Origin of the sequence: Providencia sp. PROV080 (assembly GCF_033688105.1) — a bacterium.
GTDB classification, from domain to species: domain Bacteria; phylum Pseudomonadota; class Gammaproteobacteria; order Enterobacterales; family Enterobacteriaceae; genus Providencia; species Providencia zhejiangensis.
In genome coordinates, this window is the sequence record NZ_CP096346.1 from 159,797 (window position 1) to 184,078 (window position 24,282).

28 protein-coding genes are annotated in these 24,282 nt (G+C 37.5%); 16 read left to right on the forward strand and 12 right to left on the reverse strand.

Features of this window, described 5'->3' with window-relative positions; all coding sequences use genetic code 11:
- The first annotated feature begins 1 nt into the window (after position 1).
- Positions 2 to 1,519 carry an MFS transporter gene (locus M1F03_RS00680; RefSeq protein WP_251464857.1) on the forward strand — a complete coding sequence of 506 codons (1,518 nt, stop codon included), beginning with the start codon at positions 2 to 4 and terminating at the stop codon, positions 1,517 to 1,519.
- A gap of 1 nt (position 1,520) precedes the next feature.
- Here the strand turns inward: M1F03_RS00680 and M1F03_RS00685 are convergent, their stop codons facing one another.
- The 10 genes from M1F03_RS00685 to M1F03_RS00730 all read right to left on the reverse strand — a co-directional run bounded on the left by M1F03_RS00685 (position 1,521) and on the right by M1F03_RS00730 (position 7,759).
- Positions 1,521 to 1,841, reverse strand: a complete 321-nt coding sequence (locus tag M1F03_RS00685) for a hypothetical protein (protein WP_251464858.1) — start codon at positions 1,839 to 1,841, stop codon at positions 1,521 to 1,523.
- 1,292 nt (positions 1,842 to 3,133) lie between these two features.
- On the reverse strand, positions 3,134 to 3,568 hold the full coding sequence (locus M1F03_RS00690; RefSeq protein WP_251464859.1) for a YbaY family lipoprotein: 435 nt from the start codon (positions 3,566 to 3,568) through the stop codon (positions 3,134 to 3,136).
- A gap of 14 nt (positions 3,569 to 3,582) precedes the next feature.
- Positions 3,583 to 4,011 (reverse strand): winged helix-turn-helix domain-containing protein, encoded by a 429-nt coding sequence (locus M1F03_RS00695; protein WP_154635688.1) that lies wholly within the window; start codon positions 4,009 to 4,011, stop codon positions 3,583 to 3,585.
- A gap of 344 nt (positions 4,012 to 4,355) precedes the next feature.
- On the reverse strand, positions 4,356 to 4,850 hold the full coding sequence (locus M1F03_RS00700) for a hypothetical protein (protein WP_163860487.1): 495 nt from the start codon (positions 4,848 to 4,850) through the stop codon (positions 4,356 to 4,358).
- Positions 4,828 to 5,478, reverse strand: coding sequence for a hypothetical protein (locus tag M1F03_RS00705; RefSeq protein ID WP_251464860.1), 651 nt, complete (start codon positions 5,476 to 5,478; stop codon positions 4,828 to 4,830). Before M1F03_RS00705 ends, M1F03_RS00700 begins: the two co-directional genes overlap by 23 nt.
- Positions 5,456 to 6,010, reverse strand: a complete 555-nt coding sequence (locus M1F03_RS00710) for a hypothetical protein (RefSeq protein ID WP_251464861.1) — start codon at positions 6,008 to 6,010, stop codon at positions 5,456 to 5,458. The genes M1F03_RS00705 and M1F03_RS00710 overlap by 23 nt, the downstream gene beginning before the upstream one ends.
- Positions 5,994 to 6,752: a type III secretion system inner membrane ring lipoprotein SctJ gene (gene sctJ / locus M1F03_RS00715; RefSeq protein WP_154623058.1), complete on the reverse strand. Its 759-nt coding sequence runs from the start codon at positions 6,750 to 6,752 to the stop codon at positions 5,994 to 5,996. The genes M1F03_RS00710 and sctJ overlap by 17 nt, the downstream gene beginning before the upstream one ends.
- Before the next feature lie 3 nt (positions 6,753 to 6,755).
- Positions 6,756 to 7,049: a type III secretion system inner rod subunit SctI gene (sctI, locus tag M1F03_RS00720; protein WP_154623057.1), complete on the reverse strand. Its 294-nt coding sequence runs from the start codon at positions 7,047 to 7,049 to the stop codon at positions 6,756 to 6,758.
- Positions 7,050 to 7,103: 54 nt separating this feature from the next.
- A complete protein-coding gene (locus M1F03_RS00725) occupies positions 7,104 to 7,433 on the reverse strand; it encodes an EscF/YscF/HrpA family type III secretion system needle major subunit (RefSeq protein ID WP_154623056.1) in 330 nt (109 codons plus the stop codon).
- 11 nt (positions 7,434 to 7,444) lie between these two features.
- A complete protein-coding gene (locus M1F03_RS00730; protein ID WP_318840052.1) occupies positions 7,445 to 7,759 on the reverse strand; it encodes a PrgH/EprH family type III secretion apparatus protein in 315 nt (104 codons plus the stop codon).
- Positions 7,760 to 7,856: 97 nt separating this feature from the next.
- Here M1F03_RS00730 and M1F03_RS00735 point away from each other — a divergent pair.
- Positions 7,857 to 8,941, forward strand: a protein-coding gene (locus tag M1F03_RS00735; protein WP_374195714.1) for an IS3 family transposase whose coding sequence is annotated in 2 segments (ribosomal slippage) — positions 7,857 to 8,118 and positions 8,118 to 8,941 — 1,086 coding nt in all. Because the reading frame shifts where the segments join, the coding sequence is not laid out codon by codon here.
- On the opposite strand, the gene M1F03_RS00740 is transcribed toward M1F03_RS00735, so the two are convergent.
- Positions 8,938 to 9,840 carry a PrgH/EprH family type III secretion apparatus protein gene (locus tag M1F03_RS00740; RefSeq protein WP_318840053.1) on the reverse strand — a complete coding sequence of 301 codons (903 nt, stop codon included), beginning with the start codon at positions 9,838 to 9,840 and terminating at the stop codon, positions 8,938 to 8,940. The two genes, M1F03_RS00735 and M1F03_RS00740, sit on opposite strands and share 4 nt — an antisense overlap.
- Before the next feature lie 197 nt (positions 9,841 to 10,037).
- Here M1F03_RS00740 and M1F03_RS00745 point away from each other — a divergent pair, with 197 nt between their 5' ends.
- From M1F03_RS00745 to M1F03_RS00765, 5 genes are read left to right on the forward strand one after another with little or no spacing between them, the layout of a single operon-like run.
- Positions 10,038 to 10,817, forward strand: coding sequence for an AraC family transcriptional regulator (locus M1F03_RS00745; protein ID WP_251464863.1), 780 nt, complete (start codon positions 10,038 to 10,040; stop codon positions 10,815 to 10,817).
- Positions 10,807 to 12,504: a type III secretion system outer membrane ring subunit SctC gene (gene sctC / locus M1F03_RS00750; RefSeq protein WP_251464864.1), complete on the forward strand. Its 1,698-nt coding sequence runs from the start codon at positions 10,807 to 10,809 to the stop codon at positions 12,502 to 12,504. Before M1F03_RS00745 ends, sctC begins: the two co-directional genes overlap by 11 nt.
- On the forward strand, positions 12,495 to 13,607 hold the full coding sequence (gene sctW / locus M1F03_RS00755; RefSeq protein WP_163860488.1) for a type III secretion system gatekeeper subunit SctW: 1,113 nt from the start codon (positions 12,495 to 12,497) through the stop codon (positions 13,605 to 13,607). Before sctC ends, sctW begins: the two co-directional genes overlap by 10 nt.
- 4 nt (positions 13,608 to 13,611) lie before the next feature.
- Positions 13,612 to 15,681: an EscV/YscV/HrcV family type III secretion system export apparatus protein gene (locus M1F03_RS00760; RefSeq protein WP_251464865.1), complete on the forward strand. Its 2,070-nt coding sequence runs from the start codon at positions 13,612 to 13,614 to the stop codon at positions 15,679 to 15,681.
- A gap of 11 nt (positions 15,682 to 15,692) precedes the next feature.
- Positions 15,693 to 15,989 (forward strand): hypothetical protein, encoded by a 297-nt coding sequence (locus M1F03_RS00765; protein ID WP_318840054.1) that lies wholly within the window; start codon positions 15,693 to 15,695, stop codon positions 15,987 to 15,989.
- Here M1F03_RS00765 and M1F03_RS00770 read toward each other — a convergent pair.
- Positions 15,925 to 17,087 (reverse strand): IS3 family transposase gene (locus M1F03_RS00770; RefSeq protein ID WP_130574490.1). Its coding sequence is split into 2 segments (ribosomal slippage): positions 15,925 to 16,823 and positions 16,823 to 17,087, totalling 1,164 coding nucleotides; the frame shifts between segments, so codons are not numbered across the junction. The two genes, M1F03_RS00765 and M1F03_RS00770, sit on opposite strands and share 65 nt — an antisense overlap.
- A 68-nt stretch (positions 17,088 to 17,155) precedes the next feature.
- Between M1F03_RS00770 and M1F03_RS00775 the strand changes: the two genes are divergently transcribed.
- Genes M1F03_RS00775 through M1F03_RS00815 form a run of 9 tightly spaced genes read left to right on the forward strand, consistent with a single transcriptional unit; the run spans position 17,156 to position 24,251 of the window.
- Positions 17,156 to 17,341 carry a hypothetical protein gene (locus M1F03_RS00775; protein WP_318840055.1) on the forward strand — a complete coding sequence of 62 codons (186 nt, stop codon included), beginning with the start codon at positions 17,156 to 17,158 and terminating at the stop codon, positions 17,339 to 17,341.
- Between the two features lie 2 nt (positions 17,342 to 17,343).
- A complete protein-coding gene (gene sctN, locus M1F03_RS00780; RefSeq protein ID WP_251464866.1) occupies positions 17,344 to 18,636 on the forward strand; it encodes a type III secretion system ATPase SctN in 1,293 nt (430 codons plus the stop codon).
- Positions 18,636 to 19,091, forward strand: a complete 456-nt coding sequence (locus M1F03_RS00785) for a hypothetical protein (protein WP_154623048.1) — start codon at positions 18,636 to 18,638, stop codon at positions 19,089 to 19,091. Before sctN ends, M1F03_RS00785 begins: the two co-directional genes overlap by 1 nt.
- Positions 19,063 to 20,451: a hypothetical protein gene (locus M1F03_RS00790; RefSeq protein WP_318840056.1), complete on the forward strand. Its 1,389-nt coding sequence runs from the start codon at positions 19,063 to 19,065 to the stop codon at positions 20,449 to 20,451. Before M1F03_RS00785 ends, M1F03_RS00790 begins: the two co-directional genes overlap by 29 nt.
- 2 nt (positions 20,452 to 20,453) lie before the next feature.
- Positions 20,454 to 21,383 (forward strand): FliM/FliN family flagellar motor switch protein, encoded by a 930-nt coding sequence (locus M1F03_RS00795; protein ID WP_163860492.1) that lies wholly within the window; start codon positions 20,454 to 20,456, stop codon positions 21,381 to 21,383.
- 1 nt (position 21,384) lies between these two features.
- Positions 21,385 to 22,050: an EscR/YscR/HrcR family type III secretion system export apparatus protein gene (locus tag M1F03_RS00800; RefSeq protein WP_196713916.1), complete on the forward strand. Its 666-nt coding sequence runs from the start codon at positions 21,385 to 21,387 to the stop codon at positions 22,048 to 22,050.
- 12 nt (positions 22,051 to 22,062) lie between these two features.
- Positions 22,063 to 22,335 (forward strand): type III secretion system export apparatus subunit SctS, encoded by a 273-nt coding sequence (gene sctS, locus M1F03_RS00805; RefSeq protein WP_251464868.1) that lies wholly within the window; start codon positions 22,063 to 22,065, stop codon positions 22,333 to 22,335.
- The gene (gene sctT, locus M1F03_RS00810) at positions 22,332 to 23,132 is read left to right on the forward strand and encodes a type III secretion system export apparatus subunit SctT (RefSeq protein ID WP_154623043.1); all 801 of its coding nucleotides are present in this window, start codon (positions 22,332 to 22,334) and stop codon (positions 23,130 to 23,132) included. The genes sctS and sctT overlap by 4 nt, the downstream gene beginning before the upstream one ends.
- A 15-nt stretch (positions 23,133 to 23,147) precedes the next feature.
- Positions 23,148 to 24,251 carry an EscU/YscU/HrcU family type III secretion system export apparatus switch protein gene (locus M1F03_RS00815; protein ID WP_251464869.1) on the forward strand — a complete coding sequence of 368 codons (1,104 nt, stop codon included), beginning with the start codon at positions 23,148 to 23,150 and terminating at the stop codon, positions 24,249 to 24,251.
- Positions 24,252 to 24,282 lie beyond the last annotated feature (31 nt).

The following is a 24,282-nucleotide window of genomic DNA, read 5'->3' on the forward strand; positions in this document are numbered from 1 at the left end:
GATGAGATTAGCAATATTGCAAAATAGCAAAGAAACTAATCCGCTTTTTGTTGTGATCTCCGTATTTATCGGCGCGATATTGTCGACGTTATTTGTACGCATGTTCTCTTTATCACTGGCGGATATTCGAGGCATTTTTGGGGTAGATGTACAAGAAGGCTCATGGATTAATGTCTCTTTAAACGCTGCGCAATTAATCAGCATGACATTGACGCCTTGGTTTATGGTCGTGCTGGGTGCCGAAAAAATATTAATGAGTACCAGTATTGTTCTATTAGTGAGTTTTTTGTCATTTCCATTATTAGGTGTAGATGGTCGCTCACTTATTGAATTCGTATCAATTCATTTTGTTATTGGTTTTTGTTTAGGTGTGTATTTACCGATGACAATTTCATTGGCTTTACGAAACCTACAACAGAATGTCTGGTTAATCGTTATGGCCGCGTATAGTTTGCGCGTCTCTTTGGGGATGGATGCGGGGGTCGGAATTTCAGGATCTTTTATTGAAATTTTTGGCTGGCAGTGGATGTATTGGGTCTGTGCCTGTTTTGCCTGTTTAATATTTATCTTTGCATGGAAGGGAATGCCGTTAGTCGGAATTAACCATGATTTTTTGGCCCAAACAGATTGGGGAGGCATGGCGCTGAAAAGTGTCAGTTTGGTTCTACTGTATATTGGTGTTGTGCAAGGTGAAATGTTTGGTTGGTATGACTCTGGATTGATTGTTTCTTGTCTATTAGGAAGTGTGATTCTTTTTACTATTTTTATCGTTCGTTCATTCCTTTTTAATCAAACATTTGCTCATCCTGGTTGGCTAGCAAATCGAAACTTGTTGTTGTGCTTTATTGTTTCCTGCCTATACGGTTTTTTAATGCTAGCGAACTCTCTATTTATTCCTTCATTTTTAACGACAATCAGTGGGTTAAAACCCTATCAAATAGGAGAAGTGACTAACATTGCTTTTATCGCTTATCTCTTATTTAGCCCAATAGCAATTTGGTTGGCGCGTAGAGTTGATTCACGATTACTAATGGTGATTGGTGTAACGATTATTGGCGGTGCTAGCGTATTAGGAATGCAGGTGGATTATCAATGGCGGGTTGATGAATTCGTACCACTCATGATTATGCAGTCATTTGGCGAATGTTTAGTATTGATAGGTTTAATTGCTTCATTTGTTGTTAATATTAAGCCTCAGGATGCATTAAATTTAGGCGCATACATCTCTATTGCCAGGGTATTAATGCCGGCTATATCGGGTGCATTAATGAATACTTATTTACGGGTAGCTTTTGATGGGCATTTCGAAACTAAAAGAGCTTTTATCCAAACAGGAGAACAGAAACTATCTTCGGCAGACACGTTCAGTGTCGTTTTATCGTTAATCAGTCGGGAGTCAAGTGTAGGTTCTTTTATCGATGGTTTTGCCATGACATTACTCATTGCAATTATGGTATTGTTTTTACTTATATTCTTAAAACCAGCGCCTGAAAATAGTATTGTGCCTGGAAAAGAATGACTCACAGGCTCGTTGTGAGAATATTATCGTAATCATTAAAAAAAATAAAATAGTCATCACGTCCCAGATTTTTAGCAATATAATCTACCTCGGTAATATAGCCTTGAGTGGGTTGTTCGATCTTTTTTGTTACCTCTAATTTACTCGCCGAATAACCTGTAGGACTAATATAAAAATCATTTACTTTTCGACTATTTTGAGGCCTTGTAGCCTGTTCATCTGCATCAATGATCGTTAGCATCATATCAGAACCGCTTTTATGCTCGGTCGCGATAAAAAGCGATACGGCATAGGCATCAACACCTTCAAAAAGAAAAGTCAATATCTCAGGGTTTCTTGGCCCCGTCACGGTACAGGTTAGCAAGACGGAAGGTTATCTGTCTGATTACTTGTATATCCAATAATATTTGTTACATATCCATAAAACATAGTGACCTCAACTTAAATTTAAAAAATTAGGATGTTAATATTTAATTAATAGCTATCAAATAAAAATAGCCGAATATTGAAACGAACTATCATAAAGAATAAAAGATTTTTCATTTCAATTGGCCAGTTAATGAATGAGCATAATTAACTGGCCAATTGAACCTTATAAAAATAACAGTTGGATTATCGTTTTAATCTAATATATAGCGGTAAGATTACTTTTTAAATATAACATAAGATTTTAAATGTTCTATTTATTCCCACAAAAACAATAAAATGCTTTTTAAATTTAGAGATAGATAATATAAAAGCTATAATAGTGACTTATTCAGGCGTGATTAGTTATTTTCATATGGTCGACCTCTCATAAAGAGTAAGGGCGAGTTTAACTCGTCTATTATTAATTGATTATATTTATTGGATGTTGGTAGGAATAAAATATTTTATAATGATAGAATGGAAGGGACATCACTATAATGTTTAGATTTTGTTAATCTAAACATGTATATTGAATAAATACTGTTGTTTAATATAGCAACATTACAGATTATCTATCATAGATAATTCCATTATTTCTTTATGATAAATAAAAGTTAGCGCTGTTATTTATTTGGCATTAATAAAGTCAAATAATGTTAAATAATGATTAAAAAGCTATAATGAATTCGATTTACGTCAAGTATCAATGTGAATATTATATCAACGATTAATAGATACAGTCATTTTATGCTTATTAAATCAATTATCTTGCATGTTTCCATCGGTTATTGCATTTTATTGTGGAAGAAATTCGCTATTATCTCTTCTGTAAAAAACAGGTATGGTATCTCCATTCAAATATTTATATGGGCAGTCATGTTCACTTTATTGTTTGATTTTAAACGGTTGGAATTAAGTCAGCTGCTGATTTTTCATGAAATGCTCATGACACAAGGTCGTTAATCTATCTAACCTTAGACAAGATTGTTTTTTATGCAGAGATTTATTTCTTCAGTTCTTGTGATGAATTTTAACTTAATTGTAGGAAGGGAGTATATGGAAGAATAACGTTATAGAATATCGCTATAAATAGCCTCATTATAATCACCATAGACTATAGATAACACTGAATCTTCTCGTTTTTCTTGTAATGCAATTCTTCCATATGACTTTTAATGAGCGATTGATCGTTTTATTCAATGACTCTTACTGACTTGTTATAACCGTAAGAGAAACATGACCAGAAGCGCTTTTAGGTATAGGATTGATAGTATCGCTCATCATTATTAGCTGATTATTTTTTTCTATTCTTGCACTGATTCCTAACTGACTTCTTAATTTATTCATTTCAGATGATAGTCTGATTTTAAATGTCAAAAAACGCCCTGATTTTTTAGTTTTAAATTGAAAATTATCGCTTGTAATACTCTCATTTTCGTTTTTACCGATTGGTGAAAGAGAAAGGGTAACTAATGAATCATTAGGGATATCAATAGATTTGGAATGAATCGTTCCCTCAATGATAGATAACTTATTATTTTTATTTTCAGTTAAGTTTTTTGTACAACCAGACAAAAAAAAGACCAATAGCAATAAATATATTGATGATGTGAATTTGTTATTGCGGTTAATTAGTTTCATTTCTATTCTCTTGATTATAAAATAGTGCGGTTAAATACCTTATTGAAAAAACATTGAACATAAGAATATATCCCTTTCTTTTGAGGGTTGAACATTGAGCGATTAGCTTCTGATTTTGTGCCTGTATATAGGATACCAACCCTAGGTAGGGTCATGATTAAATTTTCATCAAGCTCTATTTTTTTAAATGATAAGCGAAGCTGTCTGACTAACTTATAATAGCTGCTTTCAGTCACAATCGTTCCGCGTTTTTCCCAAATCTCATACATAATTTCTCGTTTACTACTGGTTTTATTCAGTAATAGTTTCAATAAGCATGACTCATTCTCTGAAAGATTAATCGTTTTCTTACCGCGAGAGAGCGTTCGCTTGAGAGGGTTGTAAACAACATATTCCGATAAAATAATAAGGGGTTCTTGCTCAATTTGATCTGTCTTATTCATATTATTTTTCCATATATATAATTTCATCGACAAGTTATTTGCCATATCCTAACGTTCAAGATAGTGTGCCACAATATAAAAAAACGACACACAATAAGATTTTTATAAAAAAAAGACGATTTTTAATAAATCCAGATGATTTTTTAGGATGGCTTAATTTATCGCTATGCGCTCAGTTATATATATCAATTTAGTATATTTATTTTTTATATTTTATTGAGCGGGGTGTTTGACTAAGACTTAGCATGATAAGAAATATGCTAAGTCTATAAATTTCGAATAGGATTCTTATCAAATCTTTGTGAAGAAAGGAAAAAACGATAATATATTAACAATACGATAGATTAGACGAATGAAAGCTCATCATCACCATCATCTTCTAGTTTGTTATGGCCTATCTGATTATTCATTTGTTCTGTCAGTGGTTGGAGCATAAATTTTACCGCATTAACACGATAAAATGCGTGATTGAACGTTTTCTTGAGTAATTCTTGATTATCAAAGGTATCGGGCTTTCCGAGTAATTGTATGGCGCCAGCAATAAACCTTTTTTTTTCTTCAGAAGAGAGTCTATTGAGTTTTTTACAAAGCGCTAAGAAGTTTGTTTTATGATCTTCCGAGTTTTTAATATCTTTTGGATCACTGACTCTCAATGTTGTAAAAAATGTTTTAATATTTTCAATCTCTTGAGTCGTTAGCTTAAGCTGCTTGGTATTTTCGATTGTTTTAGCTTGCCATGTATTTTTGACTTTATTGACTAACGTTGAGCTGTCGTGATTTGTGGGTAGTGTATGCTCTGATGGTGTTTTTAAATGATTATTTTTTAGCGGCGTAATCATTGGTTTCTCCTTGATTAAGGTTATTCCTCATCGTTTGGTAGGCTATTTTTCGTTCTGCTAATACTTGACAGCGGCTTGGAATCGATAATAGTTGTGGTAATAGATGTTTTACGGCGATAGAAGGCGAAAAATGAATAATTTCATTGCCTATTTCTAAGGCGATATCCTCATTTTGACTTGGTATAAATTTAATATGAGCATTTTTTTGAAGGGAGTTCTCTTGTAATGAACTCGGTAAATACAAAATAGCGGGTTCCATATTCGATTGTTGAATGAAATGTTCAGCAATGATTGTTTGTAATAGTTTATCGTGGAAAAATTCAGAGAGTTGATGTAAAAGTTGTTCTTTACTTTGACTTAATTGTTGCTGAAAGCGTTTCTCGCTCATCTCAATACTTTCAATCATATTCGAGAGTAACTGTTTTAATCCATCTTGATAACCTTGTTGATAAGCAACATGACGGATATGCTCTATTTCTTGCTGAGCTTTCTGATAGTTTTCGGTTACTTGCTTGTGAGCTTGTTTTGTTATGTGTTTTGCATAGCGAAAGGCACTAATTGTATTATGTTTTATGAGTACTTTTTCTCTTGCGGTTTGTTGAATATCAGGCTGCATTTTTTCGGACATAGTGACAAGTCTCTTCAATAATATTCCAAGGTAATATTGCTTTTACGGCGGAAGGGATGAGTTGGCGCGTTTTATAGCTAAACATATGTTTTAACCTGTCGGTATATACTGCACCGAATGGAATTAATTGAGCAAAAAGTTGTTCTGCTCCGAGAGCCAGTAGTCTCTGTGGTGAGGGAATATTTACTCCACTCACTTGCCAAAGCGGGTTAGCAAACTGTTGGCGTAAATCTGAGTAAACGGTGAGTTTTCCCCACCAAGGAAGCTCTTCCTTATAGAGAATTGTGCCTAATCCAAGCGCAACCTTCGGGAGGTTCGCCCATTCTTGTAAGAGAATATTTGGCAATATCATCGTGGTACGATCCGGCCAAGGCATCGGGTATTGTCGAATTAATCGATGGTTATGTATTTTCTTTAATATTGGAGGCAATTTATGGTAATGAATATGACTATATTCAGGATGAAAATAGCTTCCTGGCGCTAAGAAAATATCCGTTTTTAAAAGCAATGATATATTACTCTCCGACGCCATGGGTTTTTACCTCAGTCATATTATTTGTATCTGCCTTAGTCTTGAAAAATGGCTGCCGACGCCAAACAAATATTAATAAACCAATCACCATGATGACTGACAGAGAAATGACCGTAACCCAAACTGGATTCAACAGAGTTTTAGGTTGATGGCGTGTTTGATGTTGCAGTGGTGGTCGTTTAACGACGACAACAGACACATTGTCATAGCTGGTTTCTGCGAAACTATTGGTTAGGAATAATTTGATTTTATTCATCATGAGTTTGGGGTCTTCATTACCTGAATAGGTCACCAGACTGGATACTTTTTGTATTTGTTTTGTGGCGCTATTGCTGCTTAGAGGATAGCTAACATGTACTCTAGCATTGACAATATCAGGGATGGTTAATAATGATTGCTCTAAACGTTGTTCTATTAATGATAATAGTCGGGTTCTCTCTGCTTGTGGTGACGCCACTAAAGAATCTCCAGGAAAAGCTTGGATAATTTCAATGGGATCTTTGGATGGCAAATGATATTGTCGTAACAAATCAACGGCGATAACAAAGTCATTAGGCGCGATTCTAATTGAGTCTCCTTGCTTATTATCTTGTTTACGTGAAGCATCAACGCCGTGTTCTTGTAACACAGCGAGGACTTCGTTACTTTGTCGTTGGCTAAGGTGGCTGAGTAATAATTGGTCATCACAACCGACCAAGAATCCAATCATGCCAACCAAGAGCAGTTTTTTGACTATATTCATGGCTTATTGGGCTTTTAATAATGTATCAATGGCATTGGTTGCTTTGTGGGTGAGTGTGGAGACAAAATTGAGCTCTAATGCATATTGTCCAATGGCATCCTGCATTTTCAACATCTCCACGGGATTGCTGACATCTAGACTATTTCCCTGAATAATCAGTTGCTGCTTTTTATTTTTTACCTCAACAGAATATTGTGCATATAACTCTTTCACTTTATCTTCAAGTGATTGGCTTGAAGTATTGTCTGAAATGTTATCTGGTGTTGGTGGTAACATAGTATGGTTGGTGATTTGCATGATATTAGTTCCTAAAAAGTAGAGCATCACTTAACTGATGCTCTTCGATATAAATTAAATATTACGAATAATCGCTGAGGCTGTATCTTTAATAGATTTCATTAAGCTACTTTGTAATTGACGTGCCATATTATAGTTACCGCTTAAAGCCGTAATTTTTCCGAGTACTAATGGGTTATCGACTTCTAATTTTTCACTTTTACCATCAAGCATATTTTTTAATTCGTCAGCTAATTCCTTAGCGCGAATACTGACATTCGCACTACTGCGATACATCATCCCCCAGTTATGATCACCTTTAACTGGTGTTTCAAACGCGGATGAATCCCAATTACCGGTAGCACTATTAATACCTAAAATATCTGATGTAGATCCATCTGACATATATCACCTCATTAGTTAAGAGTATTTGAATTAAACGACCAATGGTTATGACCTAAAATAATGAAGCCTTGATCGTTACGGATAAATGATTTTCCTGCTAACTGATTAGTCGCCAAAGATACTGAAAACTGAATATACTTATTTCCCCATTTATGAGAAAAACGTTCAGCTAGCTGAACAATTGAAGACGTTTGCTTATCATTAAGATTTCCCTGAATAATAAAAATAACGTGATTATCTTTATTTATTTTTTTCCATGGAACGTTACTTTCAGTCAAACCAAGTTCAGCTATCTGGATTAATGCTTTTGACTCTATTTCTATCACCTTACTATCGGTATAACAGGTAAGATTGTAATCCCCCCGAAAAATCGCAGCAGTTATTTATAGAAAATTCTATTAAAATAAACTCAAGGAGTTTTCTATGCGTAAATCAAAATTCACTGATAGCCAGATATTGGCAATCATTAAACAAAATGAAAGTGGTATGCCCGTTCCAGAACTCTGCCGAGAACATGGTGTTAGCTCTGCAACATTTTATAAGTGGCGAGCTAAATTCGGCGGTATGGATGCTTCGTTGATGAAGCGAATGAAAGAACTCGAAGACGAAAACCGTCGGCTCAAAAAAATGTATGCGGAAGAACGTCTCAAAGCTGAGATTCGTTTGGAGGCGCTTGAGGGAAAGTTATAAAGCCATCTCATCGTAAGGAGATGGCTAAGGCTGCCGCAATTAAGTATGACATAAGCATTCGCTTTGCTTGCTTGTGCATGAATGTGAGCGAAAGCTGCTTTTACTATCAAAGTAAACTTAATGCTGAAAACGATCAGATTGCTGACTGGCTAATACGCCTAACCGAAAACAAAAAACGTTGGGGGTTTGGTCTATGTTTCTTGTATTTACGCAACGTAAAGGGCTTCGCATGGAACCACAAGCGCGTTTATCGAATTTATTGTGAGTTGGAGCTTAATCTTAGAATTAGGCCTCGCAAACGCTTAAAACGCGATAAGCCTGATGCCCTCAGTGTGCCTGTAGCCATTAACCAAGTATGGTCTATGGATTTTATGTCAGACAGCTTAGCCAGTGGCCGCAGCATTCGAACCTTTAATGTCATTGATGATTTTAATCGTGAATGCTTAGCGATTGATGTTGATTTATCGTTGCCTAGCGCACGAGTTATTCGGTCGTTAGAACAAGTCATCGAGTGGCGCGGTAAACCCAAAGCGATACGATGCGACAACGGACCAGAATATATTTCAGGAGAGCTAATAAACTGGGCAACACGGCAGCAAATTACCTTACTTTATATTCAGCCTGGCAAGCCTACACAAAATGCTTACATTGAACGCTTTAACCGAACAGCTCGTCATGAATGGCTTGATTTAAATATATTTGAGAGCGTTGAGCACGCTCAAGAACTTGCCACACAGTGGCTTTGGACTTATAACAATGAGCGGCCGAATACGGCGATTGGAGGAATACCCCCGAGACAGCGATTACAGGTAGCTTAAACTCTATAAATAGTTACTGTGAAAAGTGGGGGGATTACAAGATGGCTTTTTATTATATTATCAATAATTTTCCTATCTTTAGATAAGGCTTGTTCTTTGATTATACGTATAACGGGTTGGCAAGGATTGGATAAATCTACTTTTAAAAGGTTAGGTATATAATCATAAATGTGGTTTTCAATCTCACTTTCAAGATCATTGATTTTTTTTATGTGATATTTATCAGCATAATTTTCTTTATTTAAACGCTGTACACTCCAATCGGCATCACGCTGTGTTTGTACGAGAATTAATGCATCTCCTTGTCCATCTCGAGTGGCGATGATGGGGTAATGGCTATCTTGTAGTATGTTTTCTAGCATATTTATTTTTTTTTCTGAATTATTTGTAGGGTATAGATAAATACCCACAAAAGAAATAAACAATAGAAAAGTACAGATAAAAATGGTTTTGCGTTTTTCAGTAAGAGACGTTAAGTTATTTTTTTTATCATCACAAAACACGCTATACGGTATACTTTCTTCTATATCGGTTAATTTCCATGGCATATCAAGTGCTTTAAAAGCAATCGGGAATATATCAGCAAGCATTAATTCTTGATAAACAATGGGAATAGTAAATGATTTAATCCCATCATTAATATTCAGGCTAAATATTTTTTCTTGTATGTTATCACTGCTGTTTGTTGGGTCTTGTTCTGTCACGACAGCGAGTTCATAATGCTCAGCAGCACTAGGAATATAATAGGTAGTAAAGCCATTATCATCGACTTCTGCTCTGTATTGAATATTGGGGTCGATAACAATAAGATGAGCATCTGCTGTTAATACCAACTCATGCCCACTCATAGGGCCGCTAGCAATTTTCATTATACAAGCGCGGCTATTTGTATCTGTCATAAAATGAATTCCACGGATAAGAAATTAGTATCAGTAAAAAGTATTACTTCATTTTTGTCAGTAGAATTTATCTTAATCATTCTGACTGATTGATTTGTTTATTAGGTATGAGTTATTCCGGAATATTCCCTTGTATAAAAAGTGCATTTTCTTCAATTTAGCTATATCGAATCTTTTTAAATAAAAGTATAAGCATCATGATTGATACGAACATTGCTGCACTACTCGAAAATAAAGAATGTTGTTTTTCTTTGCAGGATAAGTTGGTTTTGGCTGTTCCTCATTCAGCTGAAATGGGGATAAGTTTCAATTCATCGTATTCAGGGAAGAGAATTAATATTGAAGAGCAGTCTTTATTTGTTTGTTCACAATTAGAGTTCGATTCTATTATTAACAGAAAAGATTGGTTAATTTATTCATTAGAGCTTTCAGAGGTAGTAGAGATCCTTGCTGTTATTGATTCTGCTATGAAGCAATCATTTCTCTTAGAAAAGGAGATGATGGAACCGGGGAACAGAAATAGTGATGTTATCTTTATTTCTAATGATTACATTTATGATCTTACAATCAAAGATATTGTTATTGGCTTGATTATTCAGCAACAGCCTGAATTCAATTTATGGTGCAACATATTAAGGCGTTATGAAGCATACGGCATTATGCGATTTTTACTTTCCGCCGCCGAAAAAGATAAAAATGCCAATATTAATCAATTGTGTAAACAGTATGGTATATCGGCCTCTTATTTTAGGCAACTGTATCGAGAAAACTTTAATAAAACAGCAAAAAGAAAAATTATGAGTGTTCGTATGGCCTCAGCCATCTTAAAGCTTATTGAAAGTGATAATTCTATATTAGATATCGGCCTTGAAGCAGGTTATTGCTCAGCTTCTCATTTTACGAATGATATAAAAAAAGAATTAGGGTTAACCCCTTCAGATATTAGGCATCTTGGAGTGAAACTATATGAAAAGTAAAAGAAGTGGGATGATATTAGTATCGCTACTTTTACTCAGTGTAAATGTTTTTTCAGCGCAAACTGAAATTATCATGGCTGAACCTGTTCAACAGGAGATGAATCAAGAAACGTTTGTTGCGAATAATATTATGGTCGGCAAAGTTTTTGATGCTATAGCTGAGCGACTTAATAAACCGATTATTCTTAGCAAACTCGCGGCACAAAAGCGGATAACGGGTAATTTTAATCTGGCATATGCAGATGAGATGTTTAAGGCGTTAACGCGCCGTATCGCATTGGTTTGGTATGATGATGGTGCCGCTATTTATGTTTACGATAATAGCGAGATGCGTAGTGCTATTATTCCTATGAATAATGCAAGTAGTCATCAAGTTCTCAATTATATTAAAAAAAATGGCATCTATGACCAGCGCTTTCCTGTTCGTACTCAAGGAGGAAACAGCTTATTGTTTGTTTCGGGCCCTCCTTTATATGTTGAATTGATACAAGCCGCGACAGCCTATCTTGATGAGCAAGTAAAACAAGAAGCTCTTTCGGGTGGGGAGCTTGCCGTTATTGCGGTCAAATATGCTTCGGTGACAGATAGAACTTATTCATTACGCGGTAATAATATTACTGTTCCAGGTATGTTATCAGTCATCAGTGAATTATTTAAAAATACCCCTGTAGGGACTGTACCAACGCAAAAAATTGCATCGGCACCAAAAGATAACATAGGAGATGACATTGATGCCTTGATGGATGCGCCGATTGGTGAGGCTGTAGAGCCCATGCCTGCATTCAATGGTACTCGTAATCCATCTAATGTTCCTTTTTCATTAGTGGCACATCCAGATAGTAACAGTTTAATTGTTAAAGGTTCCCCTGAACAAATTCGTTATGTTCGCCAATTAGTCAGGACATTAGATACTCGGCGCCGACAAGTTGAATTGTCGTTGTGGATCATTGATATTACACGCAGTGAATTAGATAACTTAGGTGTTAATTGGGAAGTTGGCACCATTAATACCGGTAACAGTTCGTTTTCTTTTAACCGCAGTACACTGTCTGATAGTACAGATTTCTTATTGCGTATCGATGCGCTAAGTAAAAGTGGCAATGGGCATATTGTGTCTCGCCCCGTGTTATTAACTCAAGAAAATATTCCTGCTTTATTTGATAACAACACCAGTTTCTACGCTAAGTTACAGGGTGAACGTATCGCCACTTTAGAGCAAGTCACCTACGGCACGATGGTCAGTGTGATGCCACGCATTTCAGCGGGTAACCATGTGGAAATGGAAGTGAATATTGAGGATGGTGCTGAAAAACAATCAAAAAATGGTGAAACGTCTAATGTTGAAGGGCTCCCTTCGGTCAATCGAACAACGATTAATACCGTTGCTCGTATCGCTCAAAACAGTAGTTTATTGATAGGCGGATATACTCGAGAACAGATTGTAGAAAATGAAAGTCATATTCCTTTATTAGGCGATATCCCATTGGTTGGTCGTCTATTTAGCCATTCATCAATGAATAAACAAAAAATGGTACGGCTATTTTTAATCCAACCTCGTTTGTTGGATGAAAATGAAGTATGGGATGGCCGACAATTTTCTGAAAACCTTCGCATCAAACAACATGACAAACAGTTACATAGCACCATCCAATTTTTAAAAACCTATATGGGGGAATCATGGCAATAGCGCCTTTGGGTGGTGGTGCCCGCATGTTAGGAGGGGCACAAGAAAAGAGTCGTTCATCCAAAACGGGTGATGATTCGGATGAGGTATTACGTGGGCAAGGGGTGATTGATAGCTCCGGAGAATATGCGTCGATGTCGATGTTAGCAGCGAGCCATGTAAAAAGAAGTAGTGGTAAGCAAGATGATACGGAAGATTGGATGCAGTTTGCTGAACGTATCCTTGATGAGAATGCGGATGAAACTATTTTAAATGTTGAGGGCATACTCAATCGTCAATTTATGACACCTAAAGAGTTAAAAGCATTTTTATTGCGTTTTTTCTCCGACCCCAGCGATTTATTAATGGCGTTGGCAGCATTAATTAATCGTGGAAAACTTAAGCAAGAGCAGCTTGAACAACTCAAAAAACTGGAAGAGCAACTTCACCAAGAAGATATCGATAGAAGTACGCAAGCTGGTGTGAATATCGCCCTTATTGCAAAGGCTTTTGCGCAAAAAATAAAACAGTCGGCGGGAAACTTGCGTATGTTATACCGTGAGTTTTTGGCTTATGAAGGTCCTGTTGTTTATTTATATGAACAATGGGTGGAAGAGATGGAAAGCCAAGAACGTGAAAATATTATGCGTTATTTAAGTCGTGCATTGGCTTGTGATCTGCAAGCGCTTCCCTTAGGTGACATTAATATGGGTGAGTTCGGTAACTATTTTATTCGTGTAGGACGATTAAGAGAGTTACAGTCATTAGACCATGTATTTATCCAACAATTTTTTCAATCAAATCTATTTAAGCACCATCGGCAATTTATTAACGAAAAATTTGAAAAAGAGCTTAGTAAATTATTTACGGCAGGTATTCGAAATCACACTAATTTCAATGAAGGTTTATTATTATTTATTTCTTCCCAGTTAAGCATGATGAGTACTGATTTGCGTGCTCGATTTTTGCAATTATTAATTTTGGCATTTGCAACAATACCCGTTAGCGTCTTTCAATCATTGGAAGCGCGCGATGAATTAATAAATCAATTGAAAGATTGTATGCATTATGTGATGGCACAAGAAGAATTAATGATGCGTAACTATTTTCAAAGGGAGGATTTTTAATCAAATGAATAAGTTTACTGGATTTCTTTTAGCGATCCGTAATCGACCAGAATTGATGGTATTAGTGATTATGGTGATGGTCATCGCGATGCTCATTATTCCGTTACCGACGATATTGGTCGATTTACTGATTGGCTTGAATATTATGATCTCAGTACTTATTTTTATGAGTTCTTTTTATATTACTCGGATCCTCAATTTTCAATCCTTTCCCTCAATTTTATTAATCAGCACATTATTTCGCCTTGCTTTATCGATTAGTACGAGTCGACTGATCCTATTAGAAGCTGACGCTGGGGAAATTATTGCCACCTTTGGTGAGTTTGTTATTCAAGATAACTTGGTTGTTGGGATGGTCGTATTTGCGATTGTAACCATCGTACAATTTATTGTTATTACTAAAGGTTCTGAACGTATCGCGGAAGTGGCTGCCCGTTTTTCGCTTGATGCGATGCCCGGAAAGCAAATGAGCATTGATGCTGACTTACGGGCAGGAGTTATTGATGAAGCAACGGTCAAAGAGCGCCGAGGTGATTTAGAAAAAGAGAGTCAGCTATTTGGTTCTTTTGATGGTGCGATGAAGTTTATTAAAGGAGACGCAATAGCTGGGATTGTCATTATTTTTGTTAACTTAATCGGTGGGATTTCCGTTGGTATGGCACAACAGGGAATGGATATCTCTTCTGCGCTGAACACGTTCTCATTATTAACCATCGGTGATGGACTTGTTGCGCAAATCCCTGCGTTACTTATCTCTATCAGTGCTGGTTTTATTGTCACCCGAGTGGGTGGCAACGATAAAAACTTGGGACAGAATATTGTTTCTGAGTTATTTGCCAATGATTTTACGATCCTCATTACCGCACTCATTGTTTTATTTATGGGGTTCTTACCTGGGTTTCCGACAGCGATATTTATTTTCTTATCAGCGCTCTTATCGATAATATTTTTTGTCCGTTTTTGGAAAAAACGTAAAGATAAAACTTATCAGCAGACACAAGCTGAGCGTGTTAATGTGGGTACAGAGATAACTGAAGGAGAAACACAAAGGGAAAACAGTGCTATTGAGGAAGAGTATATTCCTGAAACGCTACCCATTATTATTTCTGTCAACCAACAATATAAAAAATCACTTGAAGAGAAAAATTTCTTAGCGCGTTTTAAAAAGGATGTGTTTATTCGCTATGGCTATCGAATACCCGATATTGCCATTAATTACTCACCGATTGTACCTAATAATAAAATTATCATTTTAATAAATGAAGTCAAAGCAGGTGAGTATGATATCTGTTTTGGCGGTCATCGTTTATTAACAGTGAATGATGAGCTGGAATATTTAGGGATCGAGCTAATACATTTTACGGATGAGTATGGTGCGGTGAGTTCTTGGATTATTAATCAAGATATCGAGCAAGTTGAACAATTAGGATTGATGATACGCGATGATGTAACAGAAATGATTGATTGTGTTAGCACGCTTTTATTACGTCATATTAATGAGTTTTTCGGTATTCAAGAAACTAAAAATCTACTTGATGATTTAGAAAACAAATATCCAGAGTTATTAAAGGAGTGCTATCGGCATTCAACAGTGCAAAAAGTCACGGAAGTTTTTCAACGTTTATTAATGGAAAAAATTTCAGTTCGTAATATGAAATTAATCATTGAAACCCTTGTCCAGTGGGCGCCAAAAGAAAAAGACAGTTTGATGTTAGTCGAGCATGTTCGAACGTCGATGTCGCGTTATATCTCTTCCCGTTTCGCTGTTGAAGGCCGCTTAAATGTATTAATGGTGAATTCTGTATTTGAAGACACCATTCGCCAAGGTATTCGGCAATCGGCTGGCGGGGTTTACTTGCATCTCGAACCCGAAACAACCAATGAATTAATTCAATCTGCGGAATTAGCCCTTGAAAACAGCTATCTCTCAGCTCGGGATATTACGGTATTGGTTCCTGTTGATATCCGCCGTTTTGTGAAAAAAATCCTTGAAGGACGCTTTCCTGAGTTAGAAGTTCTCTCATTTAATGAGGTTTCTGACATGGTGAAAGTGAATATTATTAAGACAATATAAGGAAATTTCTTATGAAGTATCGTTTTGTTGAAGCATTAAATTCATTTTTAAATGACATGGGGCGTAGTGATTTAATTAATCCTCAATTAGATTGTCATTCAAATATTCAATTAGAAATGAATGATGCACCAGCGATTAATATTGACCTTTCTAGTGATGACGTAATTATTTGGTGTCATTTAGCGGAGTATAGTGCAGCAAGGTTTGATTCTGTCAGTCAGAATTTGCTAAATATTGTACTGGTCAAGTCCAAGTGGACACTTTTAATTGATAATTTTCATACTCAACAGGGCTCACATCCCCGTTAGCTGTATGAAGCCTTTTTACGTTATAATACTTCATGTAAGCCGTAACATCCGCAACCATTTCTTCGTAAGTTGCGTGATGGACTTTTAATATCCAGTCATGCTTTAAGCTTCCAAAGAAGCGTTCAACTACTGCATTATCCCAGCAAGCGCCTGTGTCGCCCATTGATTGCTTTATACCCATTCTGACTAAGGCTTTCCTTAGCTTTTTACTGGTGTATTGCGAACCGCGGTCGCTATGGAAGATAACTCCCTTAGGGTGCTTTCTTAGCCAATAAGCTTGTTGCAATGACTTTAAAACTAAGTCTGTCGTCATGCGTTTACTGATCGACCAGCCAACAATACGCCGCGAATAAAGATCCATGACCACGCTTAAATACATCCAGCCCTGTGCCGTTTTTAAGTAGGTAATATCACCCGCCCATACTTGGTTGGGCCGTTCTGGGTTAAAGTCCATACTGACTAAATTCGGCGCAGCCAAATGACGTTTATCGCGCTGTGTTGTTACCTTGTAAGCTACGCGCTGCCTAACGACAAGGTTAAGCCTTTGCATGATGGAACGCGTTTTATAACGACCAATAGCGAAGCCATGCTGATTCAGTTTTTTCATTAATTCACGGCTACCCAAGCTTTCACGGCTGTCTTTAAAAAGTTGCTTAGCTGTGCGATACAACATCAGTGTATCCTCAGTAATGAGCTGTGCTGGGCGTTTATCCCATGCATAGTAGCCTGAACGACTAAGCCCAAGCGTCTTACAACTTAAGCCTACTGGGTAGCCTTCTTGCCGTGCTTGGTGAATAAACTTAAAGTTTATTTCATTTCCTTGGCGAAGAAGGCCGAAGCCTTTTTTAATATTTCTTTCTCCATGCGCAAACGCTTGTTTTCAGCGCGTAGTTTGCGTAGCTCAGCACGCTCATCATCAGATAGAGCAACACCGCTGGCTTGGTCTTCAAAATGCTTTTTCCAAGCATAAATTTGGTTGGGATTAACACCTACGGCCTGAGCCGCTTCAACCACGCTGTAACCTTGCTCCGTCACCAAGGCAACAGCTTCTTGTTTGAATTCTTTGGTGTAGCTATTATATTTACGTTTCTGATTCATAATCACTCCAAGTCAGACAACTTCTAGTGTCTCAAATTGAAGTGTCTATTTGAATTAGACCAGAACATATGATAATTCAATATCCACCACGTAATTTTCAACCAGGTCAACCGGCATTAAATCTTGTCGATGATGTTTTCGTTCTGTCTGCGGTCATGAAAGAAACGGCATTAAGTCATGCCCAGCAGTTTGCTGATAGTTTCGAAGAATTTTTTGAACGTAGCAATTTGTTCAGAACAGCATTAGTTGGCTAACCATGAAACTATTTGATTACTGCGCGCACCCAGCGCGCATTCATGGCTGTTTGATGGAAGCACCGTTACACGGTGTTTTTATTGGCGAAATTTGTATTGTTGAACGTTCTTTAGCCTCAAGTGAATGTCTCGCAAAAGCACAAGTTGTCGGCTTTAAAGAAGGGCTGACAGTGCTGAGCTTAATTGGTCGAATCCAAGGATTAACTCGCGAGGTTGTTATCCGCCCAACAGGACAATCTTTTGTGTTTGCAATGAATGAGCAACTGTCTGGCAAAATCTTTGATGCTGCCGGTGAGCAGGTTGGTACACTCGGTGAACCAGTAAGGGAAAGTGTATTAAATGAATCGAAGTTAATGCGTATTGATAGCCCACCTGTCAGTGTCACCTCAAGGCGCGCTATTGATGAACCTCTCATTACTGGAATTCGAGCAGTCGATGGTTTATTAACTTGTGGGTTAGGGCAACGCATTGGTATTTTTGCGGCCGCAGGCAGCGGCAAAACATCGTTAATGAATATGATCATTAACCACGCTGAAGCGGATATTCATGTGGTGGCTTTAATTGGGGAGCGTGGTAGAGAGGTTATTGAATTTATTGATGAACTGCAAAACTCACCTCATGCAGGTCAGACTATTTTAATATACGCGACCTCAGATAGTCCTCCAATTGAACGCTGTAATGCCGCTTTACTGGCGACAACAATTGCGGAATATTTTCGTGACCTTGGACGCAATGTGTTGCTTTTTGTGGACTCCATGACTCGTTATGCAAGAGCCTTACGGGATGTTGCATTAGCTGCGGGTGAATTACCTGCTAGACGAGGTTACCCCGCGTCTGTTTTTGAACAACTTCCCATGTTGCTTGAGCGACCCGGACGTCTCCAAAAAGGGTCGATAACCGCGTTTTACACGGTGTTACTCGAAAGTGAAGATGAAGCAGACCCTATTGGTGATGAGATCCGTTCGATTTTAGATGGGCATATTTATTTAAGTCATAAGCTAGCCGGAAAAGGGCATTATCCCGCTATTGATATTCTGCATAGTATTAGCCGCGTCTCCTCGAAAGTAACAACAGAAAAACATCAACAATTCGCGATTAAAGTCCGTGAGCGGTTATCGCGATTAGAACAAATCCAATTGTATTTAGAGCTTGGAGAATATCAGCGTGGTGAAAGTATCGATAATGATAATGCGTTAGATAAAAAAGAGGAAATAGAGCAATTTTTAAAACAAAAAATCAATGAAGCAGAACATTTTGATGCAATGTTAAATCAACTCAGTCATTTGGCATCCTAATGATTAAAGACCTCCTTGCACTCAATGAAAAACGGTTTGAAAGCGTTTTGCAGGAGCAATTGAAATTGCAATCATTCATGAATGCATTGCAACAACAACGTACAGACATTCAATCACGAATTAATGTGTTGAATACACAAACGGGTTTATATGAATTATCGGCGGAATTAAACAAAGTTGCTTTTTGGGAGCGTCAGCGACTAAAAGCCGCCTTGTTAGCTGAAATTGCCCACCTTGAATATCAAATTGAATCGATGAGTGCCGAGTTAACCAAATATGAACAATCACGAAAACATCTTGTTCAGCGTATGTTCACTTTACGTAACAAGTGCGAAAAATTCCGAAATTATCTCAAGCAGCAACGAATTGCTCGGTGTTTAAAATTAGAACGTCAGCAACAAAATGAAATTGAGGAGTTGTCCGTTTATGACAACAATAAAATTGGAACTGAATGAATCTAATGTGGTACCGATAGATAAGCAAACGATGCCAGCCGGCAATGGAAAGCCGCTCGATAATCTATCCGTACTCAAAAAACAGATGAAAGCATTGGCAGCGAAGCACGCTCACCGTTCGACACCGAAAAAACACCGTAAAAAGCTGGCTGAAGAGTGTATCGTGCCATTATTGATGCAGTTGCCTATTCACTTACGCCATACGGAAACAGCCGAAAAGCTTATGGCGTTTTGCCAATTAGGGTTAAATGTCGAGAAGGGGGCTGACGAAACCTTTCAGGGAGAACACTTAGCGGCAGAGATATTGCCGGTAGCAACGGTCAGCATGTTGCAGAAGGACGGCGGTGGAATATTCGGGAATTTCAATAACACTCAACAGCATCATTTCCCCAAAAGCCAGTTAAAAGCCACCCCAGAGAAACAGGCGCTATTCGGTGAAACCATCAATAAAAATATTGCCGACAGCTTGCAGCCTTCTTTAGCGACACAACAAGCCAAGCCACAACGTATTGTTCAGCAATTGGCCTCGTCAAACTTGCTATCGCCGATAAAATCCCGAGATATACCACAGACTAATATTGATTTGACCCATGTTGAGACGTCACAAGTGCCTGCTCAACCTTCGGTCATCACGCCTAAAATACACCATGGTATTCAATCTCCCTCCCTGTTATCTGAAATACAGGATGGCGTTCAGTGGCCTGTCACCTTATCTGAAACTGCTCCCACGACTCAGTCATCTACAACACTGCTTGACACTCAGCATGCCTCTTCATTGGCTTTCGCAGAGGCTCATCCAACAGAAAATGTCACGTTAAATACGTTCACTGCGCCTTCTCTGTCGCTTGAAAAACAACGAACAGCGGTAACTGAACAGACAATTAATGTGCCAATGGATACCGAGAGTACTCAGTCTACGCCAGCGTCTCAGGTTCAGTCGCTGGCAGAGCGCCTTGATGTACTTGAACAACAAAATGGGACTTTACCTGCACCGATGAATGCAAACATACAGGTTCATACAACAGCTCAAGCGCGGCAATCCACAACAGTGGCGATGAATACGGCACAAGTTAGGGCTGAGATGACTGAGCAAATGACGGAAAAAGTCGCAAAAATTGAAGGACGCAGCCTCACTTATACCTTTAGTCGATGGCAAAGTAGTCCCGCGGTGACGTTTGAATTGAATCCGCGTGGTGGAGAGTTACTCGCCAGTACAACTAGTCAGGAAGTTCATCAAGTATTACGTGAAAACCAACACCTTTTTCGTGGTGAGCAGCCTTTATCGATTCGTTATGAAGGTCAGCAGCATGAAAAGCAACGCCAACAGCAGCAAGAACACACTGAGCCAGAAGATAACTAATTATGTTGAATATTCGTCGTATTAGCCCACGAGAAGTGCAAATGCGCGCTTGGCAGCAGCGTTATCAACCTGATGCCGATGTCGTTGTACCTAAATCAGGGGAGCGTTATTTTCGTCTGACGTTAGGGGGCGAGAAGGAAACCGTACAGGTGCTCGTGCATGTCGGTGAATGGTGTGATTATCGTTGGCCAACATTGATACATTATGCATGGGATGCCCTTAATGAGGCAGATTTGGTTAGCTTGTTTCATTCTGAATACCCTAGGACTCTTTTTTTCTCCGAACGTTTCCGTTGCCGAAATATTGAAATTATTGATGATGAGAGTGTCACTCAGCATTGGTTATGTGTGCATGAGTCTCACCTAGGAAAAGTGTTGCTGTCCTCTCCAATTAATGGGGTAGCACGGCAACCAGTCGAAAATCGTTTTATAGAATGTTTGCGATTACAAGCAGATTGGATATTAGGCCATAGCGATATCAGCGTGAAGCTGTTGCAATCCATCGAATTACACGATGTGTTGTATATCCAAAAATTACAACTGCATATGTCAATTGCAGGGCGTCTGTTTGCCCGTTTTCAAAAACAACAAGAAGGCCAATTTATGATTGAGGAAATGATTGATTCGGAGACTGAAAATAACACTGAGGCGTCAACGGAAGCACTGATTGATGAAGTCGTGCAACCATTTGATGTAAATACGTTATCGGTCAAACTGACATTTGTATTAGGTCACAGTGAAATCACGATTAATGAGTTAGCGAATATGCAGCTTGGCTCAATATATTCCATTGGTGAGAATAAAGAGCGCGAAGTTAAAGTTTATGCAAATAAACAGTTTATTGCGGAAGGGGAGCTAATCTATATTGGCGATAGTGATGAGTTAGGTTTAGAAATCACCCGTCTTGGCAATTTAGGCGATAGAAGGCTTTAATATGTCTATCGTATCTAATGAAATTCCGCTATTAGCTGTTATTTCTCTTGCTACATTACTGCCGTTTCTTATTGCGGCAGGTACCTGCTATCTCAAAATATCTATTGTATTAATTATGGTACGTAATGCGATGGGGGTACAGCAGGTACCGTCAACGATGGCATTAAACGGTATTGCAATGCTGTTATCTTTATTTGTCATGATGCCCGTTGTTCAAGATATTAATCATTATATGCGTGAAGAAAAAGTGGATTTTACGCGTGTGGAATCGGTCGATAATTTTGTTGAAGGTGGATTAGGCCGTTATAAAGCATATTTACTAAAATATTCCGATCCTGAACTCGTCAATTTTTTTGAGTCCGTACAAAAAGGCACGAATGAAGAAATTAATTATATAGAAGAGGGTCAGACAACACTTTTTTCATTATTACCTGCTTATGCATTAAGTGAAATTAAATCTGCATTTGAAATTGGTTTTTATATCTATTTGCCTTTTGTGGTCATTGATCTGGTGATCTCTAGCATTCTTTTAGCGCTCGGTATGATGATGATGAGCCCTGTCACTATATCAGTGCCGGTAAAATTGATTTTATTTGTAGCTATTGACGGGTGGTCGCTCATTTCCAAAGGACTAGTGATGCAATACTTTGAATTAGCACAACAATAATGAGGAAATGCCATGGATGCAATTATTTATAGTAGCAATAAGGCGATGTTACTGATTGTTATATTATCGGCACTTCCTATTATTGTTGCGACGGTTGTCGGCTTATTTGTTGGCCTGGTTCAAACGGTGACGCAACTTCAAGAGCAAACATTACCTTTTGGTATTAAGTTACTGGCAGTGTTTGGTTCTTTATTTATGATTTCAGGTTGGTTGGCTGATAAAGTCATGAGCTATGCGCTAGAAGTATTCACAATGGCAATTCCTGCCATAGGGTCGTTAGGATGAATCAAGATATATTGTCTTTTTATTCATCGCTCTATTTTACGTTTCAACAGCAATTAACCATCGTCGCGATTGCTTGGATACGAATTGCGCCTACCCTTTTTTTTCTGCCATTTCTCAGTAATAAGTTACTGAATAGCAGCGTGATTAAAAGCTGTGTCACGATTTATATTGCATTAGGATTATGGCCTTTTTTATCTGCCCATGAATTTCAATGGGAGAATGTCAGTGTTGTTGAGGTGGTTGTTTATGAATTGACGATAGGGGTCGTGATCGCGTTTATGTTAGCGTTGCCGTTTATGATTGCGAGTGTTATCGGTGAGCTAATTGATACGCAACGCGGTGAAACAATCAGTAGTATTGTTGATCCTGCAAGCGGTAGTGAATCATCTGAGCTGGCTGTCTTCATCAGTTATATCATCTGTATGATCTTTCTATCGCAGGGGGGAATGGTATTATTAGTCAAAACGTTTGCTCAAAGTTATCAAACCCTTCCTTTCGCGGCTGGATTCACTCAATTTAATAGTTTACCTATAGGGGAATGGATTAATCAGATGGTGGTGAAAGGGGTTACATTAGCATCCCCTATTTTAGTCACTCTATTTATTAGTGAAGTTGCGCTGGGGTTATATTCCCGATTCTGCCCTCAACTTAATGCCTTTTCTTTATCATTAGCAATCAAATCAATTATCGCATTTATTGTCTTTTTACTCTATTTTCAAAATGAAATACCAGAAATTTTAGTCAATTTAATTTCACTTTCGACACTGAATGAAATTTTCAATTCTTCGATGCCATAATCGAGAGAGTATAAGATGGCAGAAAAAACCGAACAGCCTACTGAGAAAAAAATTAAAGACTCTGCCAAAAAAGGGCAAAGTTTTAAAAGTAAAGATAGTGTTGCCGCATTAGTTTTAGTTGTGAGTGCCTATGTGATTTCAGGCGCCACCAGTTTATTTGAAATTGGGGGCTTGATGAGGCGTCTTTTATTATCATCTAATGACATTAATATTGATAAGCTATTTTCAGAATTTATTGGTATTTTTTTTGTGATTGTTTCTCCGGTGCTATTAGCGAGTTTTCTTTCAGGTTCAATAATCTCCTTATTACAGAGCCGCTTTCGTTTAGCAACAGAGGCAATAAAAATTGATTTTTCTAAATTAAACCCTATTTCTGGGATAAAAAAGATATTTTCGCTCAATTCACTTAAGGAGTTGGTTAAAGCCTTTCTATATCTCATTGTTTTTTCAATTTCTGCGAGTGTCTTTTTTTTCTTATGGCGACACGATATTTTTTTACTTTATCGGACCACAATAAATGGCATGATTTATCAGTGGGTTGATCTCTGTATGAGTTTTGTTGTGGTTTTTTTAGCCGTGGCGTTACTGATCATTATTATTGATGTCATTACCGAGTTTTTCCTATTTATTAAAGGCTTAAAGATGGAAAAACAGGAGGTAAAAAAAGAGTATAAAGATAATGAAGGTGACCCTCATTTAAAAAGCGCGCGTAAAGGTTTGCATCATGAAATACTGTCTGAAGAAGTAAAAGCAAATGTCCGTAATTCAACCTTTGTTATGGCAAATCCAACCCATATCGCGATGTTAATTTATTATGATGATAATATAGCGCCATTACCTTTTTTATTATTTAAAAGTCGTGGTCTACAGGCCAAAATGATTATTAAATATGCAGAGCAACAAGGAATACCGGTTGTCAGAGATATTCCATTAGCACGAAAAATATGGCGTTATTATCGAAAAGACAGTTTTATTGATGAACATTGCTTACAAGATGTTATGCAAATCATTAATTGGTTATTACGTATTGAATTAGAAAAAATGGGAATATTTGTTGATGACGAATTGATGAGATTAATTAATGAAGAGGAAGTGACTCAAGAAAATAACCAAAATTAATTGTTTGCTAATAATATCGTTTTTTATAAGA

What these genes read in the sequence shown, in the direction of transcription:
- M1F03_RS00680 (WP_251464857.1), top strand. Translation starts at nt 2, where the DNA reads ATGAGATTAGCAATATTGCAAAATAGCAAAGAAACTAATCCGCTTTTT.
- M1F03_RS00690 (WP_251464859.1), bottom strand. Translation starts at nt 3,568, where the DNA reads ATGAAACTAATTAACCGCAATAACAAATTCACATCATCAATATATTTA.
- M1F03_RS00695 (WP_154635688.1), bottom strand. Translation starts at nt 4,011, where the DNA reads ATGAATAAGACAGATCAAATTGAGCAAGAACCCCTTATTATTTTATCG.
- M1F03_RS00700 (WP_163860487.1), bottom strand. Translation starts at nt 4,850, where the DNA reads ATGATTACGCCGCTAAAAAATAATCATTTAAAAACACCATCAGAGCAT.
- M1F03_RS00705 (WP_251464860.1), bottom strand. Translation starts at nt 5,478, where the DNA reads ATGTCCGAAAAAATGCAGCCTGATATTCAACAAACCGCAAGAGAAAAA.
- M1F03_RS00710 (WP_251464861.1), bottom strand. Translation starts at nt 6,010, where the DNA reads ATGGCGTCGGAGAGTAATATATCATTGCTTTTAAAAACGGATATTTTC.
- sctJ (WP_154623058.1), bottom strand. Translation starts at nt 6,752, where the DNA reads ATGAATATAGTCAAAAAACTGCTCTTGGTTGGCATGATTGGATTCTTG.
- sctI (WP_154623057.1), bottom strand. Translation starts at nt 7,049, where the DNA reads ATGCAAATCACCAACCATACTATGTTACCACCAACACCAGATAACATT.
- M1F03_RS00725 (WP_154623056.1), bottom strand. Translation starts at nt 7,433, where the DNA reads ATGTCAGATGGATCTACATCAGATATTTTAGGTATTAATAGTGCTACC.
- M1F03_RS00740 (WP_318840053.1), bottom strand. Translation starts at nt 9,840, where the DNA reads ATGACAGATACAAATAGCCGCGCTTGTATAATGAAAATTGCTAGCGGC.
- M1F03_RS00745 (WP_251464863.1), top strand. Translation starts at nt 10,038, where the DNA reads ATGATTGATACGAACATTGCTGCACTACTCGAAAATAAAGAATGTTGT.
- sctC (WP_251464864.1), top strand. Translation starts at nt 10,807, where the DNA reads ATGAAAAGTAAAAGAAGTGGGATGATATTAGTATCGCTACTTTTACTC.
- sctW (WP_163860488.1), top strand. Translation starts at nt 12,495, where the DNA reads ATGGCAATAGCGCCTTTGGGTGGTGGTGCCCGCATGTTAGGAGGGGCA.
- M1F03_RS00760 (WP_251464865.1), top strand. Translation starts at nt 13,612, where the DNA reads ATGAATAAGTTTACTGGATTTCTTTTAGCGATCCGTAATCGACCAGAA.
- M1F03_RS00765 (WP_318840054.1), top strand. Translation starts at nt 15,693, where the DNA reads ATGAAGTATCGTTTTGTTGAAGCATTAAATTCATTTTTAAATGACATG.
- M1F03_RS00775 (WP_318840055.1), top strand. Translation starts at nt 17,156, where the DNA reads ATGATAATTCAATATCCACCACGTAATTTTCAACCAGGTCAACCGGCA.
- sctN (WP_251464866.1), top strand. Translation starts at nt 17,344, where the DNA reads ATGAAACTATTTGATTACTGCGCGCACCCAGCGCGCATTCATGGCTGT.
- M1F03_RS00785 (WP_154623048.1), top strand. Translation starts at nt 18,636, where the DNA reads ATGATTAAAGACCTCCTTGCACTCAATGAAAAACGGTTTGAAAGCGTT.
- M1F03_RS00790 (WP_318840056.1), top strand. Translation starts at nt 19,063, where the DNA reads ATGACAACAATAAAATTGGAACTGAATGAATCTAATGTGGTACCGATA.
- M1F03_RS00795 (WP_163860492.1), top strand. Translation starts at nt 20,454, where the DNA reads ATGTTGAATATTCGTCGTATTAGCCCACGAGAAGTGCAAATGCGCGCT.
- M1F03_RS00800 (WP_196713916.1), top strand. Translation starts at nt 21,385, where the DNA reads ATGTCTATCGTATCTAATGAAATTCCGCTATTAGCTGTTATTTCTCTT.
- sctS (WP_251464868.1), top strand. Translation starts at nt 22,063, where the DNA reads ATGGATGCAATTATTTATAGTAGCAATAAGGCGATGTTACTGATTGTT.
- sctT (WP_154623043.1), top strand. Translation starts at nt 22,332, where the DNA reads ATGAATCAAGATATATTGTCTTTTTATTCATCGCTCTATTTTACGTTT.
- M1F03_RS00815 (WP_251464869.1), top strand. Translation starts at nt 23,148, where the DNA reads ATGGCAGAAAAAACCGAACAGCCTACTGAGAAAAAAATTAAAGACTCT.